Source organism: Streptomyces sp. TRM49041, assembly GCF_008271805.1.
Lineage (GTDB): Bacteria > Actinomycetota > Actinomycetes > Streptomycetales > Streptomycetaceae > Streptomyces.
Window position 1 is genome coordinate 211,828 of the sequence record NZ_VSRY01000152.1, and the last position, 18,249, is coordinate 230,076.

Consider the following 18,249-nt stretch of genomic DNA (forward strand, 5'->3'; position numbering starts at 1 on the left):
CCCTGCCTCGGTCTGGGTCTCGCGCCTGTCGTGGTGGGCGCGACCGAGGTCGTCGTCGGGCATGTCCGGCATGGGGCCGGCCTTCATCGTCGCGGGTGTCGTGGCCGTCGTCGCCGCCCTCGGCGTGCCCGGTGGCCGCGGTGTCACCCGTCCGGGTGGATCCGGCAGACAGCTCTTCCCATCGAAGGTCACGCAGCGTCAAGCTGTGGCGAGGCGTTCAACACGGAGCGTCACGACACGGGGGTAGATTCAACATGCGTACGACATCACGGCCTTACTTCACCGCGACCGCGCTCGGCGTCACAGCGGTCGCCGTCGCGGCCCTCTCCACCTGCGCCGCACCGGCCGACGCCGCGACGCCGTCCCGCCTCGGCCCGTGCGACAGCGGACAGCTCTGCCTCTGGGAGAAGGAGGAGTTCAACGGCACGCGCCTGACACACGAGCTGGCCACCACCGACATCGAGAGCTGCATCCCGCTTCCCGCCGGCACGACCGCCGCGGCCCTGGCCAACCGCACGGGACGGCCCGTCACCACCTACCAGTCCGCGACCTGCGCCGAGACCGGCGAGTTCGAAACCTACCCCGGGGGCGGCACCTGGGTGCCCCGCTCGCCCTACCAGGTGCGGGCCTTCAAGATCTGGGAGAACTGATCCCGGACGCGGAGCTCTGCTCCGGCACCGGGCTCCCCGCCGTGCTTCCCATGGGGCTTCCCGCTGGGCTTCCGGACAGGCTCATCGGCGGATGCCCCGACGACTCGGCGGACGGGGTCCCCGAGAGCCGGGCGACCTCCGCCCGCAGCTCGCGGACCTCGTGCGTCAGGGACTCCAGGAGTGCCGTCCTGTGACGCTCCTCGGCGTCGTCCCGTTCGAAACGGGAGATGAACCACGCGGCGATGTTCGCCGTGACCACACCCAGCAGCGCGATGCCCGACAGCATCAGACCCACCGCCAGCAACCGCCCGAGCCCGGTCGTCGGCGAATGGTCTCCGTAGCCCACGGTCGTCATCGTCGTGAACGACCACCACACCGCGTCGCCCAGGGTCTTGATGTTCCCGCCGGGCGCGTCCCGCTCCACCTGGAGGACGGCCAGTGAGCCGAACATCAGCAGCCCCGCCACTGAGCCCGCCACATACGTCGTCAGCGTCACCTGCGACGCCATCCGGCCCCGCCTGCCCATCAGCAGCAGCGCCGACACCAGCCGCAGCAGCCGCAGCGGCTGTATCAGCGGAAGCAGCACCGCGAGGAGGTCCAGCCAGTGACCACGCACGAAAACCCACCGCGACGGAGCGAGGAAGAGCCGCACGAGGTAGTCGACCGCGAACGCCCCCCACACCAGCCACTCCACGGCGATGCACAGCTTGTGCACCCAGGGGGCCGCGTCCGTGGCGACGATCGAGACGGCGTACGCGACACCGAACACCACCGCCAGCGAGAGCAGCGGCCTCTGTGTGCGCTCTTCCCACCGGACCTGCGCCGTCGGTTCCTTCATGCCGCGCATACTAAGGGGCGCCCCGGGGGCCGGGCGCCCGCGCACCCAGACCCCCCACGGCACGTCTCAGGCGTCGCCGCCCGCCGGGCCCGGGTCGGCCGCCGCCACATCCAGCAGCTGGTAGCGGTCTACCGCCTGCTTCAGCACCGAGCGGTCCACCTTGCCCTGCCGCGCCAGCTCCGTGAGCACCGCCAGCACGATCGACTGCGCGTCGATGTGGAAGTAGCGGCGGGCCGCACCCCGGGTGTCCGCGAAGCCGAAGCCGTCCGCCCCGAGCGAGGTGTACGGCCCCGGCACCCAGCGCGAGATCTGGTCCGGAACCGACCGCATCCAGTCGGAGACGGCCACGAAAGGACCCTCCGCGGACGAGAGCTTCCGCGTCACGTACGGAATACGCGGCTCCTCCTCCGGGTGCAGCAGGTTGTACTTCTCGGCCTCCACCGCGTCGCGGCGCAACTCGTTCCAGGACGTCGCCGACCACACGTCCGCCCGGACGTTCCACTCCTCGGCCAGGATCCGCTGCGCTTCCACGGCCCAAGGCACGCCCACACCGGACGCCATGATCTGCGCCGGGATCGACCCGGCCTCACCGGCCCGGAACCGGTGGATGCCCTTGACGATGCCCTCCACGTCGACGTCGGCGGGCTCCGCCGGGTGCTGGATCGGCTCGTTGTAGACGGTCAGGTAGTAGAAGACGTCCTCGCCGTGCGGATGCTCCTCCGAGGAGCCGTACATCCGCCGCAGCCCGTCCTGGACGATGTGCGCGATCTCGAACCCGAAGGCCGGGTCGTACGCCACACAGCCCGGGTTCGTCGAGGCGAGCAGCTGGGAGTGGCCGTCCGCGTGCTGCAGACCCTCACCGGTCAGCGTCGTACGGCCGGCGGTCGCACCGAGGACGAAGCCGCGCGCGAGCTGGTCGGCCATCTGCCAGAACTGGTCGCCGGTCCGCTGGAAACCGAACATCGAGTAGAAGACGTACACCGGGATGAGCGGCTCGCCATGCGTGGCGTACGCCGAGCCCGCCGCGATCAGCGACGCCGTGCAGCCGGCCTCCGAGATCCCGTCGTGCAGCATCTGCCCGGTCGGGGACTCCTTGTAGGCGAGCAGCAGCTCCCGGTCCACGGCCTCGTACTGCTGGCCCAGCGGGTTGTAGATCTTGGCGCTCGGGAAGAACGAGTCCATACCGAAGGTGCGGTACTCGTCGGGCGCGATCAGCACGAACCGCTTGCCGATCTCCTTGTCCCGCATCAGGTCCTTCAGCAGCCGCACGAACGCCATCGTCGTCGCGATGGACTGCTGCCCCGACCCCTTCTTCACCGCCGCGTACGTCTGGTCGTCCGGCAGCGTCAGCGGCTTCGACCGCACGACGCGGGTCGGCACATAGCCGCCCAGCCCCTTGCGGCGGTCGTGCATGTACTGGATCTCCTCCGACTCCCGGCCCGGGTGGTAGTACGGCGGAAGGCCGGACTCCAGCTCGCTGTCGGGGATCGGCAGGTGCAGCCGGTCGCGGAACCGCTTCAGATCGTCGACCGTGAGCTTCTTCATCTGGTGCGTCGCGTTGCGGCCCTCGAAGTTCGGGCCGAGCGTCCAGCCCTTGACCGTCTGGGCCAGGATCACCGTCGGCTGGCCCCTGTGGGCCTTGGCCGCGGCGTAGGCCGCATAGATCTTCCGGTGGTCGTGACCGCCGCGGCCCAGGTGGAGCAGCTGCTGGTCGGTCATGCCCTCGGCCATCGCGCGCAGCCGGTGGTCGTCGCCGAAGAAGTGCTCCCGGATGTACGCACCCGACTCGGTGGCGTACGTCTGGAACTGCCCGTCCGGCGTGGTGTTCATCCTGTTGACCAGGATCCCGTCCCGGTCCTGCGCGAGCAGTGGGTCCCAGGACCGGTCCCAGATCAGCTTGATCACGTTCCAGCCGGCGCCGCGGAAGACCGACTCCAGCTCCTGGATGATCTTGCCATTGCCGCGCACCGGGCCGTCCAGGCGCTGCAGATTGCAGTTCACGACGAAGGTCAGGTTGTCCAGGCCCTCGCGGGCGGCCAGGGTGAGCTGCCCCAGCGACTCCGGCTCGTCCATCTCGCCGTCGCCGAGGAACGCCCACACGTGCGACCGCGACGTCTCGGCGATGCCACGCGCCTGCATGTAGCGGTTCATCCGCGCCTGGTAGATCGCGCCCAGCGGGCCGAGGCCCATGGAGACCGTCGGGAACTCCCAGAAGTCCGGCATCAGCCGGGGGTGCGGATAGGACGACAGACCGTTCGGGTACTTCGACTTCTCCTGGCGGAAGCCGTCGAGCTGCGTCTCGTTCAGCCGGTCGAGCAGGAAGGCGCGGGCGTAGATGCCGGGCGAGGCGTGGCCCTGGAAGAAGATCTGGTCGCCGCCGTCACCCTCGTCCTTGCCACGGAAGAAGTGGTTGAAGCCCACGTCGTACAGGGACGCGGAGGAGGCGAACGTGGCGATGTGGCCGCCGACGCCGATACCGGGCCGCTGCGCACGCGAGACCATGACGGCCGCGTTCCAGCGCGTCGCGTTGAGGATCCTGCGCTCGATCTCCTCGTTGCCGGGGAAGAAGGGCTCGTCCTTGGTCGCGATGGTGTTGACGTAGTCCGTGCTGCGCATCTCGGGCACGGCCACGCGCTTCTCGCGGGCCCGCTCGATCAGGCGGAGCATCAGGTAGCGAGCGCGTTCGCGGCCCCGCTCGTCGACGGCGGCGTCGAGGGAGTCGAGCCATTCCTGGGTCTCTTCCGGATCGAAGTCCGGGACCTGGCTGGGAAGGCCGCCAATGATGATCGGGTTGCGATCGGATGCGGAAGCCACGCTGTTCCTTCGCTGTTCGATGTGCCTACGGGGGATGGCCTGCGGGCAGGGGTGTCGGCTCTGTGGTCGTCGCCACCATCGTGTACCCCGTGAGCGCCCACGTCACCTCTACCGGGGGGTAACCCGCATCGGCCGGCCCGTGGCGAGTGCGGCCAGGCTGCCGGCGCGGTGCCCGACGGGCACGCAAGGAATACAACGCCCTAAAGTGGGTCAAGAGGTGTGGTGTGTGTCACGACCTCGGGAGGATGGGTACCCGGAGTTGCGGCAAGACGGCCCCAAAAGTCACCGTTTCGGCGGTCTAGGTCGCCGGGTACTTGCGCGATCCGTCCAGCACGTGTGGACTACGCCCAATGCCACGCGTACGCGCGCGGCCCAAGCACTTTCCCATTCATGATCAGGAGGCAAGCCGTGAGCGCGACCGCGGACCACGCGGAGGAGCGGACCAACCCGGCCGCAAGGCTGGGGTTCGAGCCCGGACAGGTGGTCCAGGAGATCGGCTACGACGACGATGTCGAGCAGGAGCTCCGTGAGGATATCGAGGCCGTCATCGGCCAGGAACTCGTCGACGAGGACTACGACGATGTCGCTGACGTCGTCCTGCTGTGGTTCCGCGACGACGACGGCGACCTCACGGACGCGCTGGTCGACGCCATCGGCCTGATCGAGGAGGGCGGCCAGATCTGGCTGATGACGCCCAAGACCGGCCGGGACGGCTACATCGAGCCCAGCGACATCAACGAGGCCGCACAGACCGCGGGCCTGTCCCAGACCCGGAGCATCAACGCGGGCAAGGACTGGGCCGGCAGCCGTCTGGTCACCCCCAAGAGCAAGGCCAAGCAGCGCTGACCGTCGCTCCCCGCAGCCCTGGGGCCCCCGCCGAGCACATCGGCGGGGGCCCCGTTGCGTAGGGTGGGACCCCACCGCACCGGTCCACCGAAGGGATGCGTTTGTCATGGCGATCGAGGTCGGCACGAAGGCCCCGGACTTCGAACTGAAGGACAACCACGGGCGCACCGTGCGACTCGGCGACTACCGCGGCGAGAAGAACGTCGTGGTGCTCTTCTACCCGTTCGCGTTCACCGGCGTCTGCACCGGCGAGCTGTGCGCGCTCCGGGACCAGCTGCCGCGCTTCGTCAACGACGACACCCAGCTGCTGGCCGTCTCCAACGACTCCATCCACACCCTGCGCGTCTTCGCCGAGCAGGAGGGGCTGGAGTACCCGCTGCTCTCGGACTTCTGGCCGCACGGCGAGGTCTCCCGGGCGTACGGCGTCTTCGACGAGGAGAAGGGCTGCGCGGTCCGCGGCACCTTCATCATCGACAAGGACGGCATCGTGCAGTGGACGGTCGTCAACGGCCTGCCGGACGCTCGCGACCTGAATGAGTACGTCAAGGCCCTCGACGCCCTCTGATGCCGGTGGGGCGGCGGGCGGCCACCGTGTCGAGTGGAGGCTCGGCGCCCGCGCGGCTGTACGCCCGTACAGCCGACACCTGTGATTCGTCGGTTCAAGAGCCTGCTCACGACGGGAACCCGTCACTAGGATCCAGTCGTTGATCCGATGCCAACGCACGACGGGGGCGCTGCCCCTGGAAACCAATGGAGGGACTCGTGGGAGTCAGCCTCAGCAAGGGCGGCAACGTCTCGCTGACCAAGGCCGCACCCAACCTGACCGCCGTCACGGTCGGTCTGGGCTGGGACGTCCGCACCACCACCGGTACGGACTTCGACCTGGACGCGAGCGCTCTGCTGCTGAACGACCAGGGCAAGGTCGCCACCGATGGCAACTTCGTCTTCTTCAACAACCTGAAGAGCGCCGACGGCTCCGTCGAGCACACCGGTGACAACCTCACGGGTGAGGGCGAGGGCGACGACGAGCAGATCAAGGTCAACCTCGCGTCGGTCCCGGCCGACGTCGACAAGATCGTCTTCCCCGTCTCCATCTACGACGCCGAGAACCGCCAGCAGTCCTTCGGCCAGGTCCGCAACGCGTTCATCCGCGTCGTGAACCAGGCCAACAACGACGAGCTGGCGCGGTACGACCTGAGCGAGGACGCCTCGACGGAGACCGCGATGGTCTTCGGCGAGCTCTACCGCCACGGCGCGGAGTGGAAGTTCCGCGCCATCGGCCAGGGGTATGCCTCGGGTCTGCGCGGCATCGCGCAGGACTTCGGCGTGAACGTCTGAGCCGAGAACGCAGCTTCGTCCGGCGCCGCACCCGTCCGTGCGGCGCCGGACGTGCCCTTTTCCGCACCGCACGGCACACGGGCACCGCGCGGCACAGGGCGGGGGCGCACAACCACGGCGCACCGGTACCGCGCGGCGGCCCGCAGGGCCGCGGTGACCGCGGCACGGGCGCGTCACACGGACGCATGACACGCAGTACGTCACCGGGGAGGATCATCGTCATGGGCGTCACGCTCGCCAAGGGAGGCAACGTCTCCCTCTCCAAGGCCGCACCCAACCTGACGCAGGTGCTGGTCGGACTCGGCTGGGACGCGCGCTCCACCACAGGAGCGCCCTTCGACCTCGACGCCAGCGCGCTGCTCTGCCAGTCCGGCAGGGTCCTCGGCGACGAGTGGTTCATCTTCTACAACCAGCTCTCGAGCCCCGACGGCTCCGTCCAGCACACCGGTGACAACCTCACCGGTGAGGGCGACGGCGACGACGAGTCGCTGATCGTCGACCTCACCGCGGTCCCGGCCCACTGCGACAAGATTATTTTCCCGGTCTCCATCCATGAGGCCGACAACCGCGGCCAGACCTTCGGCCAGGTCAGCAACGCCTTCATCCGCGTCGTCAACCAGGCCGACGGTCAGGAGCTCGCCCGCTACGACCTGAGCGAGGACGCCTCCACGGAAACCGCGATGATCTTCGGCGAGCTGTACCGCTACGGCGGCGAATGGAAATTCCGGGCAGTGGGACAGGGGTACGCGTCCGGGCTTCGAGGGATCGCTCTAGACTTCGGGGTCAATGTTTCCTAAAGCTCGTCACAGGGTTCGTTCAAGGCCCGGCGCGCTCGGCGTGGAGGAACCCCTCCCGCAGGCTTCGCCCGGGGGGACCCCCAACACGATTGGGTAGTCAGTGGTTCTGAAAACCTTCGGCTGGTCGTTCGCCGTCACGGCGGCCGGCCTCGCCTTCGCCGCCTGGCAGTGGGGGTGGGAGGCGTTCGGGATCGTACTGATCCTGTCGATCCTCGAGATCTCCCTGTCCTTCGACAACGCGGTCGTCAACGCCGGAATCCTCAAGAAGATGAATGCCTTCTGGCAGCGGATCTTCCTGACGATCGGCATCCTGATCGCGGTGTTCGGCATGCGACTGGTCTTCCCCGTCGTCATTGTGGCGATCAGCGCCCAGGTCGGTCCCGTCGAGGCCGTCCAACTGGCACTCGACCAGCCGGAGCAGTACGAAGCACTGGTCACCGACGCGCACGCGGCCATCGCCGCCTTCGGTGGAATGTTCCTGCTGATGATCTTCCTCGACTTCGTCTTCGAGGAGCGCGAGTTCAAGTGGCTGGCGTGGCTGGAGCGCCCGCTGGCGAAGCTCGGCAAGATCGACATGCTGTCGGTCTGCGTCGCCCTGATCATCCTCCTGCTCACCGCCGTCACCTTCGCGACCCAGGCACACACCAGCACCGGTCATGTGGACAAGGCGGCCACGGTGCTGCTCTCCGGCGTCGCCGGCCTGATCACCTACCTGGTCGTCGGCGGCCTCTCCGGCTACTTCGAGGACAAGCTGGAGGAAGAGGAGGAGCGCGAGCACGAGGAGGAGGAGAAGGCCAAGCAGCAGGGCAAGCCGGTCTCCGCGGTCGGCCTGGCCGGCAAGGCCGCCTTCTTCCTCTTCCTGTACCTCGAGGTCCTGGACGCGTCCTTCTCCTTCGACGGCGTCATCGGCGCGTTCGCCATCACCAACCACATCTTCTGGATGGCGCTCGGCCTCGGCATCGGCGCCATGTACGTCCGGTCGCTCACGGTCTACCTCGTCCGCCAGGGCACCCTCGACGACTACGTGTACCTGGAGCACGGTGCCCACTACGCGATCGGCGCTCTCGCCGTGATCCTGCTGATCACCATCCAGCACGAGATCAGCGAGATCATCACCGGCCTCGTCGGTGTCTTCCTCATCGCGGCGTCCTTCCTCTCCTCCGTGCGCCGCAACCGACTCCTCGCGGAGGCGGAGGGCGGCAACGCGGACGGCCCCGGCGAGAAGCAAGAGATCTCGTCCGGAGTGTGACGACCACTGCATGAGACCGGGGTGTGACCACTCCGGCAATGCGGAACGCTTCTGAGCGGGGCGGCCGGGTGCTCCCGGCCGCCCCGCACGCGTATCAGGACACTGGGGGTGGGGCATGGCCTTCTGGGACAGCCTGTGGCAGAACAAGGCGGCGCAGTTCGACTCGGGCAGCGCCGCCTCCAACACGATCGATCTCACGCGGCGGCGCCCGACGATCTCGCTCACCAAACAGGGCGCCGCGACCGGCAATCTGCGTGTCAACCTCTCCTGGAAGATGCGTACATCCGATATCGAGGGCAGGTCCCGGCAGAGCGGCCGGCTGCTGCGGCACCCTCTCAAGTTCTTCCAGCCCGAGCCGGTCCAGGCCCACACACAGGGTGTGGCCACGGTCGACCTCGACATCGGCTGCCTGTACGAACTCACCGACGGCAGTAAGGGCGTCGTACAACCGCTGGGCGGCTACTTCGGCGACCTCAACGACCCGCCGTACGTGAAGCTCAGCGGCGACGACCGGTTCGGCTCACCGTCCGGCGAGACGATCTTCGTCAACCTCGACCACCGCGACGACATCAAGCGGCTGCTGTTCTTCGTCTACATCTACGACCAGACACCGGCCTTCGACCGCACCCACGCCAAGATGACGCTCTACCCGAGCAACGGCCCGCGCATCGAGATCGAACTCGACGAGCGCGCTCCCGAGGCACGCTCCTGTGCCGTGTTCCTGCTGGAGAACGTCAAGGGCGAACTGCTGGTGCGCCGCGAGGTGAAGTTCGTCTACGGCTTCCAGGGCGAGCTGGACCGGATGTACGGGTGGGGCATGCAGTGGGGGCGGGGCTTCAAGGCGGGAACGCCCTGACGACAGACGGGCGCCCACTCCCCTTGCGGGGCGCGGCCCCCCCGTGCGGGTCGCGGCCGCCCCCCTGCGGGTCGCGGCCGCCCGCGCCGCCGCTCAGCCGCGCATGAACTGGGGCCCCATGGGCGGTAGCTGGAAGTGCGGGTCGGGCACGGGACCCGCGGCGGCCGCAGGGGCCGGGTGGGCCGCCGGGGCCGCGTGGGGGTAGCCGTACGCGGGCTGCGGCGCCGGGGAACCGTACGGCGGCGCGGAGGTGGGCTGCGGGTACCCGTACGCGGGCTGCGGTGCCCCGGCGTGCGGGTAGCCGTATGCGGGCGGGGCGGCGGGTGCGGGCGGCACCACCGGGGCGACCGCGGGCGGCGTCAGCGGGGGAGCGGGGATCGCCTGCGTGGCGGCCTCGGGCTCCACGTCCGGCGCCGCGGCGGGGGCCGGCTCCACATCCGCGTCCGGCTCGGCGTCCGGCTCGGCGTCCGCGTCCGGCTCGGCGTCCGGCTGCGCTGCCGCTGCCGCTGCCGCTTCCTCCACGTCTTCGCCTTCGGCCTGGCCCTCGCTCCCGTCCTCGTCGACCGAGATGCCGAACGCCGTGGCGAGCCCGATCAGCCCCGACGGGTAGCCTTGGCCCACCGCGCGGAACTTCCAGCCGTCCCCCCGGCGGTACAGCTCGCCGCAGATGATGGCCGTCTCCTCGCCCGTCTCCGGCCGGACCTCGAACAGCGCCAGCGGCTCGGTGCCCTCGTCGGCGTCGGCGGCCGCGTCGTACAGCAGAATCCGCAGATCCGGTACGCGTTCGAAGGTGTCGCCGTCCGAGGACGCGGCGAGCACCACCTGGTCCACCGAGGGGTCCAGCGCCGCCAGGTCGGCCTCGACCGTGTCGGTGAGTCCGTCCTCCACGCGCTTCTTCGGCAGGTGCCGCACCAGCCCGGAAGGGTGCCGCGGCTGGTTGTAGAAGACGAAGTCCTCGTCGGAACGCACTTGCCCGTCCGAGCCGAGCAGCAGGGCAGAGGCGTCCACGTCGGGGACCCCCGGGCCAGGGGTCCAGCACAGTACGGCCCGTACGGCCGCGGCGTCGAGCGGGACGTTCGAGCCCTTCGGCATCTCGTGCGTCATGCCCGTCATCCTGCCTGGCCGCCCTCCGAAGGGACAACGCGGGGGCCCGTCCCGGGCACGGCGCACCCCGTCACCTGGCGTTCATGTGGCCGGGGAACCGGTGGCACCTCTCCTTACGTACTATTACCGGCCACATGTCATCAGGCCGTATGGCAGTACGCCACGGCAGTACGGGGAATCCGCATGCGTCATTTCGGGCATATCTCGCCTGCCGAACGGGCCGGGCTGTTCCACCAGGAGCCGTGCGCGTTCGACGCGCACTCACCCGCGCGGGTGCTCGCGGCGGCCCTCGGCGCGACCTTGTACAGCCCCGCGACCCGCCCCAGGCTCGCCGACGACGTGTTCAAGCAGGTCGCACGCGGGGTCGTGTCGATGGTGCTGTGCCTGGAGGACTCCATCGACGACGGCGACGTCGAGACGGCCGAGGAGAACCTCGTACGCCAGTTCACCGACCTTGACGCGCGGAGCGGCGACACGCCCCTGCTCTTCGTCCGGGTCCGCGAGCCCGAGCAGATCCCCGACCTGGCACGGCGGCTCGGCCCGGCCGCACGGCTGCTGTCCGGATTCGTACTGCCCAAGTTCACCGAGAAGCGCGGCGGGCCCTTCCTGGAGGCCCTCGAGGCGGCCGAGAGCGAGCCCGGCATCGCGGAGGCGCTCGGCGGCCGCCCCCTGTACGCCATGCCCGTCCTGGAGTCGCCCGAGCTGCTCCACCTCGAGACCCGCGCCGACACCCTCGCCGGAATCGCCCGCTCCGTCGCCGCGTACCGCGACCGGGTCCTCGCGCTCCGGCTCGGTGTCACCGACTTCTGCTCCGCTTACGGGCTGCGCCGCTCGCCCGACATGACCGCGTACGACGTCCAGATCGTCGCCCATGTCATCGCGGACGTCGTGAACGTCCTCGGCCGTGCCGACGGCACCGGCTTCACCATCACCGGACCGGTGTGGGAGTACTTCCGCCTCCAGGAGCGGATGTTCAAGCCGATGCTGCGACGCAGCCCCTTCATGGAGGGCCGGGCCGAGGCCCTGCGCACCGCGCTCATCGAACACGACCTGGACGGGCTGCTCCGCGAGATCGAACTCGACCGGGCCAACGGCCTGCTGGGCAAGACCTGCATCCACCCCTCCCACGTCCAGCCCGTGCACGCCCTCTCCGTCGTCAGCCACGAGGAGTACAGCGACGCCCGTGACATCCTCCACCCGGAGCGGAACGGCGGCGGGGTCGTGCGGTCCGCGTACACGAACAAGATGAACGAGGTGAAGCCGCACCGCGCCTGGGCGCAGCGCACGCTTCAGCGGGCCGAGGTGTTCGGCGTCGCCAAGGCGGACGTGGGGTTCGTGGAGCTGCTCGCGGCGGGCCTGGCCGTCCGGTGAGCGGCGCGCGGCGGCACCCGGCAGAGCTTCAGCACCTGAGAGAGAAGAGGCACATCATTCACAGCGCGGTGTGGACCGGAACATGGGTCGCCGAGCGGCTCGGCGTGGAGCTCACCGGACAGCAGGCGGACGAGGAACTGCGCGGCCTGCTGGGCCTGGCCCTGCGTAACAACAAGAAGCGGGCGCACCTCCTCGTCTCCAACGTGCTGGGCAAGCACGTGCCGCAGAGCCCCGCGGTGGTGCGGCGGTCCGGCTACGAGCTGGGGCGCCGCGTCCGCGCGCTGCTGGGCGACGCCGAGGCGCGGCGCGCGGTCGTGCTCGGGTACGCGGAGACGGCGACCGGGCTCGGCCACTGCGTCGCCGACGGCCTGGCCCTCGCCCCGTATCTGCACTCCACCCGCCGCCCGGTGCCCGGCGTGGCCCGGGCGGCCGGGTTCGAGGAGTCGCACTCCCACCACACCTCGCACCTCCTGCTCCCCGAGGACCCGGAGCTGCTGGCCGGACCGGGGCCGCTGGTGCTGGTCGACGACGAGTTCTCGACCGGCAACACCGTCCTCAATACCGTGCGGGCGCTGCACGAGCGGTACCCCCGCGCGCGGTATGTGATCGTGGCGCTGGTCGACATGCGCTCGGCGGAGGACCAGGGACGGCTGGCGGAGTTCGCCGCCGAGATCGGCGCGCGGGTGGACCTGGTGACCCTCGCCGCCGGGACGGTACGCCTCCCGGCCGGCGTCCTGGAGCGGGGCCGCGCCCTGGTCGCCGCCCACGAGACCCCGCCGCCCGCACGGGCCGGCGACGTGGCGGCGGTACGGCGGGTCGACCTGCGCTGGCCCGCGCGCGTCCCCGACGGCGGCCGTCACGGCTTCACCCCGGACCACCGGGCCCTCCTGGACGAGGCGCTGCCGGCCATGGCCGACCGTCTGGCGGAGGCGCTGGACCTGGACGGGGCACCGCGCGGAGCCGCCGCGCAGCGCCTCCGCTCCCGCCCCCGCGTCCTGGTCCTCGGCTGCGAGGAGCTCATGTACGCGCCCCTCGCCCTGGCCGCCGCGCTGGAGAGGCGGGCCCCGCACGCCGACGTACGGTTCTCGACCACCACCCGGTCGCCGGTCCTCGCGGTCGACGACCCCGGGTACGCGATCCGGACCCGGCTGGTCTTCCCCGCCCACGACGACCCCGCCGACGGGCCCGGCGACCGGTACGCCTACAACGTCGCGGGCGGCGGCTTCGACGCGGTGGCCGTCGTCGTCGACTCGGCCGCCGACACGCCCGTACTCCACGCCCCGGACGGCCTGCTGGCGCAGCTCGTCGCGCACGTGCCGCACGTCGTACTCGCCGCCCTCCCCTCGTACGTACCCGACGCGCTCGACGTTCCGGACGCACCCCGCGTAGCCGAGGTTTCCCGCGTATCGCCCGTTTCCCGCGTATCCCCCGTTCCGGAAAGAGCCGGCATGCCACCCGAGCCGCTGCGCGGACCCGCGTTCTCCTCCTACGCCCCCGACGAGGTCGGCTGGCTCCTCCAGGACCTCTCGGACGTCGAGCTGGAGGCGCCCACGGAGGAGCGCGAGGAGGCCGTCCAGCGCGGCGGCGCCCACTACGCCGAGTCGCTCCCCGTCGAGTACCAGCCCAGCGACGACTACCAGAAGCTGTTCCGCGCCGCCCTCGACGGCTCGGCCGCGCGGATCGCCCGCGCCGTCGGCGCGGTCACCGAGACGGTCCTCGCCGAGCGGTCCCCGCGTCCCGTCCTGGTGTCGCTGGCCCGCGCCGGCACCCCCGTCGGCGTACTGATGCGCCGCTGGGCCCGGCACCGCCACGGCCTGGATCTCCCCCACTACGCCGTGTCCATCGTGCGCGGCCGGGGCATCGACACCAACGCCCTGCGCTGGCTGCGCGCCAACCACGACCCGGCTGACGTCGTGTTCGTCGACGGCTGGACCGGCAAGGGAGCCATCACCCGCGAACTCGCCGAGGCGCTCGCCGACTTCCCGGACTTCGACCCGGAGATAGCCGTACTGGCCGACCCCGGCTCGTGCGTCCGCACCTACGGCACCCGCGAGGACTTCCTCATCCCCTCAGCCTGCCTCAACTCCACGGTCTCCGGCCTCGTCTCGCGCACCGTCCTCCGCGCCGACCTCGTCGGCCCGGACGACTACCACGGCGCCAAGTTCTACCGGGAGCTGGCGGGCGTGGACGTGTCCGGGGACTTCCTGGACGCGATCAGCGACCGTTTCGACGAGGTCGCCGACGCCGCCGGCGCGGACGCCGCCCGGCTCGTCGCCGAGGACCGCACCCCGGCATGGGAGGGCTGGGAGGCCGTCGAGCGGATCAGCGAGGAGTACGGGATCCACGACGTCAACCTGGTCAAGCCCGGAGTCGGCGAGACCACCCGGGTCCTGCTGCGCCGCGTCCCCTGGAAGGTCCTCGCCCGGCGCGGCGCGGGCCCCGACCTGGACCACGTAAGGCTGCTGGCCGAGCAGCGCGGTGTACCGGTGGAGGAGGTCGACGGCCTGCCGTACACATGCGTGGGCCTCATCCACCCGAAGTACACGCGCGGCGCGACGGGCGCGGACGGGCGGGCGGTGACGGCGCCGTGAACACTCCGCGTACGACCCCCGGCGCGTCCGCCGCGACGCCCGCGTCGCCCGTGTCCCCCGCCTCCGCCGCGACGCCCGCGTCCCCCGCACCCGCCGTGATGCCCGCCTCGCCCATGACCACCGCCTCGCCCGCCACGGCTCCGGTGCCCGCGACGACCTCCGCGCCCGCGACGCGGTCGCCCGACGCCCTCGTCGCCAGCGACCTCGACCGCACGCTGATCTACTCCAGCGCCGCGCTCGCGCTCACCGCGCCCGACGCCGAGGCGCCGCGTCTGCTGTGCGTGGAGATCTACCAGGGCAAGCCGCTCTCGTACGTCACCGAGGCGGCCGCGGGACTGCTCGGCGAACTCGCCCGTACGGCCGCGTTCATGCCGGTCACCACCCGCACCCGCGAGCAGTACCGGCGCATCCGGCTGCCCTGCCCGCCGCCCCGGTACGCCATCTGTGCCAACGGCGGCCACCTGCTGGTCGACGGCGAGTCCGACCCGGACTGGCGGGCGGCGGTCGCGGCGCGCCTGGCCGACGAGTGCGCGTCGCTGGACGAGGTACGGGCGCATCTGCTCGCCGCCGCCGACCCGGCCTGGCTGCTCAAGGAGCGGGTCGCCGAGGACCTCTTCGCGTACCTCGTCGTGGAGCGCGCCCTGCTGCCGGACGGCTGGCTGGAGGAGCTGGCCGCGTGGGCCGGCACCCGGGGCTGGACGGTCTCGCTGCAGGGCCGCAAGGTGTACGCGGTGCCGAAGCCGCTCACGAAGAGCGCGGCGGTACGGGAGGTGGCGCGCCGCACCGGGGCCCGTACGGTCCTCGCCGCGGGCGACTCGCTGCTGGACGCCGATCTGCTGCTGGCCGCCGACCGCGCATGGCGGCCCGCTCACGGCGAGCTCGCCGACGCGGACTGGCGCGCGGGCAACGTCGAGGTGCTACCGGACCGGGGTGTCGAGGCGGGGGAGGAGATCCTGCGCCGGTTCCTGGCGGCGGCGAGAGGCCCGGGCGTGGTGGGCTGAGGCCGTGGCCGGGACTCCGGCCGTACGGAACTGTGCCGGACGGCGCGGCGGCCGGGCTCTCCGCCCGGTCACCGTTCCCGCCCGGCCGGCGTTTCTCCCCCGGCCAGCGGTCCTCTGCCCGGGGTCAGCCCCCGCAGCACCCGCCTCCGCAGCAGCCACCGCCCCCGCCCGCGGGCTGTGCGGCGGCACCCCTCGCCGTACCGCTCGCGGTGCCGCCGACCGCGACCGTGGACAGCAGCTTCACCGTGTCGTCGTGACCGGTCGGGCACGCGGCGGGCGCGGAGGACTCCGCCATGGGGCGGCTCAGTTCGAAGGTGTCGCCGCACGTGCGGCAGCGGTATTCGTAGCGAGGCATACGCACAGGTTATAGGGGATGTCGATCCCGGGGCCCGTGCCGTTCCCGCCCGGACAGCCCGCACAGAACCAGCACCACGCCGAGGCCGAAGCCGGCCAGGACGTTGGAGGGCCGGAACGCCAGGACGTTGAGCCGGGTGTCCAGCAGGGCGAGGTTGACGAACCCACTGACCAGGAAGGCCGTACCGAGCACCAGGTCCAGCGTCGACACGAAGGTGCCGCCGAGGGCCGCGCCCAGGAGCAGCAGGAGCCCGGCGCAGAGGGAGAGGAGGCTCAGCGCGCCGTTGGTGCCCAGCCCGGCGACGGTGGCGCCGTCGGTGTCGAAGAACCCGACCGGGCGGAAGAGCCCGAGGCCGCCGAACAGCAGGAGCAGCACCCCGGCCGACGCGGCCCCTGCCCGGGGCGCCTGGCGCCTGGCGTGGCGCCACGACGGGAGGAGGCGGTGGGCGGCCATGGGGCCTCCAGGGTGTTGCTGGTGTACGGCCAGAATAGAGCCGGACAGCCACGAACTGGAGGGCTCCGGGCCCTGTCCTGCGCCCAAGCCGCACAGAACTCCCAAGCCCGCCCCGGCAGCCGACCCGGAAGCCCGCCCCGGCAGCCGACCCGGAAGCCCGCCCCGGCAGCCGACCCGGAAGCCCAGGCCGCCCTAGCCCCGGCCCGCGCCCCCGCGCTCCCCGCGGATCTGCTCCACGACCCGGGCCGCGGCCGCCCGCACCGCCTCCGTCTCGGTGAGGAAGTGCCAGTAGTCGGGGTGCCGCCCCTCCAGGCCGCCGATGGCGCGGTCGAGGCGGGCGACCGCGTCGTCGAGGGGCCGGGCGTGCCGGGGGTCCGGGGTGTGGCGGCCGGCCATGGCGAGCCGCTGCGCGTCGCGGATCGCGAAGCGGGTGCGCTCGATCTCCTGCTGGGGGTCCTTGGACACGGCGTTCAGCCGCTGCAGCCGGTCGCCGGCGGCGGACACCGCCTCGTCGGTGGCGTTGAGCAGTGCCCGTACCGTACCGAGCAGCGCCGTCGCGTCGGCCCAGCGCTGCTCCTCGCGCGCGTGCCCGGCCTCTCCCAGCTTCGCCTCGGCCCGTCGCACGTTGTCGGCGGCCTGCGCCGGTACGGGCTGGAGGTCCTGCCAGCACGCGGCGCTGAACCGGCGGCGCAGCTCGCTCAGTACCGGCTCCACGGAGGCGGCCCGGTTGGCGAGGGCCTGCGCGCGCGTACGGAGGGAGACCAGGCGCTTGTCGGTCTCGGCGGCCCGCTCGGGCAGGCGCTCGGCCTCGGCGCGTACGGCTTCGGCCCCGCGCACGACGTGGTCGGCGCGCTGGAGGGTCTCCGTCACGCCGTGCTGCCCGGCGCCCTGGTTGAGCCGCGTCAGCTCGGGCGCGAGGGCGGCGAGCCGTGCGGCCAGGTCGTCGGCGCGGAGGCCCGAGGCGCGTACCGCGTCCAGGGCTTCGCTCGCGGCGAGCAGCGCGGCGCGGGCCCGTTCGACGGCCGGGGCGAGCCGGGCCAGTTGGGTCTCGGCCTTGTCGAGGAGCGGCCCGAGCCGCTGCTCGAACCGCTCCAGCTCCCCCTTGACGCGTACGAGATCGTCCTTGGCGCGGGTCAGATCGGTGCGCGCGCGGGCGGCGACGGAGGCTTCGAGGTCGACCCGGTCGAGGTCGTAGCTGTCCACGGCGTCGATGTAGGCGTGGCTCACCTCGTCGATGCGCCGCCCGAGCTCGGAGAACTCGTCGGCGGCGCGGCGCGCGTCGGGGGAGCCGTCCACCGCGGTGATCGTCTCGATGGAGATGCGCAGGCCGCGCTGGGCGGTGTCCAGCTCGTAGAAGGCGGCGGCCGCGTCGTCCTTCGCGGCCTGCGCGTCGGCCCGCTGGCTCTCGGCGCGCCCGCCGCCGAACCAGCGCCGCGTACCGCCCCCGCCGCCACCGGCGAAGGCGGCGGCCGACGCGGTGACGAGCAGCGGCAGTGGCAACAGCACGAGGGCGAGCACATCGTTCGCGTACCGCCGTGTGCGTCTCACCGTCACGTCCGCTCCCCGTACCGTCCGACTCCGTGCTGGGCCGGTTCATTCTCCCACCAGGTACGACGAACGGGGGAGCGGATCAGTTCGCGGTGCGCACGGTCACCGCTCGCCGCTTGGACCCCGAGTGCCGCGACCAGCACTCCGATCACCGTACAAGCGGTCCGACGAGGAACACGATCCGTGACCACGGAGGCTCCCCCAGACCTGACCAGCCCCACCCCGACGAGCCCCAAGGTCACGGTTTGCGAACCCCACCCAGGGGCCATGTACGCTGTTGCCTCACTCCACGGGTGCGTAGCTCAGGGGTAGAGCGCTGCTCTTACAAAGCAGATGTCGGCGGTTCGAAACCGTCCGCGCCCACCGCGCTGACCAGCGCTGCAGCATCAAGAAGGGCCCTCCGAAGATCATCTGGAGGGCCCTTTGGGTGTCTGTGGG

Annotated in this window: 16 protein-coding genes and 1 tRNA gene; 11 read left to right on the plus strand and 6 right to left on the minus strand. The window is 71.3% G+C overall.

Annotation, left to right across the window (positions count from 1 at the left end; genetic code table 11):
- Window positions 1-254: 254 nt before the first annotated feature.
- Window positions 255-650, plus strand: coding sequence for a peptidase inhibitor family I36 protein (locus tag FVS66_RS24010; RefSeq protein ID WP_149183260.1), 396 nt, complete (start codon window positions 255-257; stop codon window positions 648-650).
- Here the strand turns inward: FVS66_RS24010 and FVS66_RS24015 are convergent.
- On the minus strand, window positions 631-1,497 hold the full coding sequence (locus FVS66_RS24015; protein WP_399226165.1) for a potassium channel family protein: 867 nt from the start codon (window positions 1,495-1,497) through the stop codon (window positions 631-633). The genes FVS66_RS24010 and FVS66_RS24015 overlap by 20 nt on opposite strands.
- Before the next feature lie 57 nt (window positions 1,498-1,554).
- Window positions 1,555-4,302, minus strand: coding sequence for a pyruvate dehydrogenase (acetyl-transferring), homodimeric type (gene aceE / locus FVS66_RS24020; protein ID WP_149183262.1), 2,748 nt, complete (start codon window positions 4,300-4,302; stop codon window positions 1,555-1,557).
- A gap of 408 nt (window positions 4,303-4,710) precedes the next feature.
- On the opposite strand from aceE, the gene FVS66_RS24025 reads away from it, so the two are divergent.
- The 6 genes from FVS66_RS24025 (at window position 4,711) to FVS66_RS24050 (ending at window position 9,388) form a co-directional block, all read left to right on the plus strand.
- A complete protein-coding gene (locus tag FVS66_RS24025) occupies window positions 4,711-5,148 on the plus strand; it encodes a DUF3052 domain-containing protein (RefSeq protein WP_149183263.1) in 438 nt (145 codons plus the stop codon).
- Between the two features lie 106 nt (window positions 5,149-5,254).
- Window positions 5,255-5,713 (plus strand): peroxiredoxin, encoded by a 459-nt coding sequence (locus FVS66_RS24030; RefSeq protein ID WP_149183264.1) that lies wholly within the window; start codon window positions 5,255-5,257, stop codon window positions 5,711-5,713.
- 197 nt (window positions 5,714-5,910) lie between these two features.
- On the plus strand, window positions 5,911-6,486 hold the full coding sequence (locus tag FVS66_RS24035; RefSeq protein WP_149183265.1) for a TerD family protein: 576 nt from the start codon (window positions 5,911-5,913) through the stop codon (window positions 6,484-6,486).
- 221 nt (window positions 6,487-6,707) lie between these two features.
- A complete protein-coding gene (locus FVS66_RS24040) occupies window positions 6,708-7,283 on the plus strand; it encodes a TerD family protein (protein ID WP_149183266.1) in 576 nt (191 codons plus the stop codon).
- Between the two features lie 100 nt (window positions 7,284-7,383).
- Entirely contained in the window at window positions 7,384-8,532 is a 1,149-nt protein-coding gene (locus tag FVS66_RS24045) for a DUF475 domain-containing protein (protein WP_149183267.1), read from the plus strand.
- A gap of 115 nt (window positions 8,533-8,647) precedes the next feature.
- Window positions 8,648-9,388, plus strand: a complete 741-nt coding sequence (locus FVS66_RS24050) for a Tellurium resistance (RefSeq protein WP_149183268.1) — start codon at window positions 8,648-8,650, stop codon at window positions 9,386-9,388.
- Window positions 9,389-9,481: 93 nt separating this feature from the next.
- Here FVS66_RS24050 and FVS66_RS24055 read toward each other — a convergent pair whose 3' ends face one another.
- Entirely contained in the window at window positions 9,482-10,501 is a 1,020-nt protein-coding gene (locus tag FVS66_RS24055) for a TerD family protein (RefSeq protein WP_149183269.1), read from the minus strand.
- Window positions 10,502-10,675: 174 nt separating this feature from the next.
- Between FVS66_RS24055 and FVS66_RS24060 the strand changes: the two genes are divergently transcribed.
- From FVS66_RS24060 to FVS66_RS24070, 3 genes are all read left to right on the plus strand, one after another.
- Window positions 10,676-11,863, plus strand: coding sequence for an HpcH/HpaI aldolase/citrate lyase family protein (locus tag FVS66_RS24060; RefSeq protein WP_149183270.1), 1,188 nt, complete (start codon window positions 10,676-10,678; stop codon window positions 11,861-11,863).
- Window positions 11,864-11,931: 68 nt separating this feature from the next.
- The gene (locus FVS66_RS24065; RefSeq protein WP_187645669.1) at window positions 11,932-14,454 is read left to right on the plus strand and encodes a phosphoribosyltransferase; all 2,523 of its coding nucleotides are present in this window, start codon (window positions 11,932-11,934) and stop codon (window positions 14,452-14,454) included.
- 113 nt (window positions 14,455-14,567) lie between these two features.
- Entirely contained in the window at window positions 14,568-15,455 is an 888-nt protein-coding gene (locus FVS66_RS24070; RefSeq protein ID WP_262387182.1) for an HAD family hydrolase, read from the plus strand.
- A gap of 124 nt (window positions 15,456-15,579) precedes the next feature.
- Here the strand turns inward: FVS66_RS24070 and FVS66_RS24075 are convergent, their stop codons facing one another.
- From FVS66_RS24075 to FVS66_RS24085, 3 genes are all read right to left on the minus strand, one after another.
- Window positions 15,580-15,810, minus strand: coding sequence for a zinc ribbon domain-containing protein (locus tag FVS66_RS24075; protein WP_149183271.1), 231 nt, complete (start codon window positions 15,808-15,810; stop codon window positions 15,580-15,582).
- Between the two features lie 9 nt (window positions 15,811-15,819).
- Entirely contained in the window at window positions 15,820-16,263 is a 444-nt protein-coding gene (locus FVS66_RS24080; RefSeq protein WP_149183272.1) for a DUF4383 domain-containing protein, read from the minus strand.
- A 192-nt stretch (window positions 16,264-16,455) separates the two neighbouring features.
- Window positions 16,456-17,817 (minus strand): hypothetical protein, encoded by a 1,362-nt coding sequence (locus FVS66_RS24085; protein WP_149183273.1) that lies wholly within the window; start codon window positions 17,815-17,817, stop codon window positions 16,456-16,458.
- Window positions 17,818-18,102: 285 nt separating this feature from the next.
- On the opposite strand from FVS66_RS24085, the gene FVS66_RS24090 reads away from it, so the two are divergent.
- Window positions 18,103-18,174, plus strand: a tRNA-Val gene (locus tag FVS66_RS24090).
- Window positions 18,175-18,249: the final 75 nt, after the last annotated feature.

Excerpts from the sequence above, each read along its gene's own strand:
- FVS66_RS24030 (WP_149183264.1), top strand. The coding sequence starts at position 5,255 with ATGGCGATCGAGGTCGGCACGAAGGCCCCGGACTTCGAACTGAAGGAC.
- FVS66_RS24080 (WP_149183272.1), bottom strand. The coding sequence starts at position 16,263 with ATGGCCGCCCACCGCCTCCTCCCGTCGTGGCGCCACGCCAGGCGCCAG.
- FVS66_RS24070 (WP_262387182.1), top strand. The coding sequence starts at position 14,568 with ATGACCACCGCCTCGCCCGCCACGGCTCCGGTGCCCGCGACGACCTCC.
- FVS66_RS24040 (WP_149183266.1), top strand. The coding sequence starts at position 6,708 with ATGGGCGTCACGCTCGCCAAGGGAGGCAACGTCTCCCTCTCCAAGGCC.
- FVS66_RS24050 (WP_149183268.1), top strand. The coding sequence starts at position 8,648 with ATGGCCTTCTGGGACAGCCTGTGGCAGAACAAGGCGGCGCAGTTCGAC.
- FVS66_RS24075 (WP_149183271.1), bottom strand. The coding sequence starts at position 15,810 with ATGCCTCGCTACGAATACCGCTGCCGCACGTGCGGCGACACCTTCGAA.
- FVS66_RS24015 (WP_399226165.1), bottom strand. The coding sequence starts at position 1,497 with ATGCGCGGCATGAAGGAACCGACGGCGCAGGTCCGGTGGGAAGAGCGC.
- FVS66_RS24060 (WP_149183270.1), top strand. The coding sequence starts at position 10,676 with ATGCGTCATTTCGGGCATATCTCGCCTGCCGAACGGGCCGGGCTGTTC.
- FVS66_RS24010 (WP_149183260.1), top strand. The coding sequence starts at position 255 with ATGCGTACGACATCACGGCCTTACTTCACCGCGACCGCGCTCGGCGTC.
- FVS66_RS24055 (WP_149183269.1), bottom strand. The coding sequence starts at position 10,501 with ATGACGGGCATGACGCACGAGATGCCGAAGGGCTCGAACGTCCCGCTC.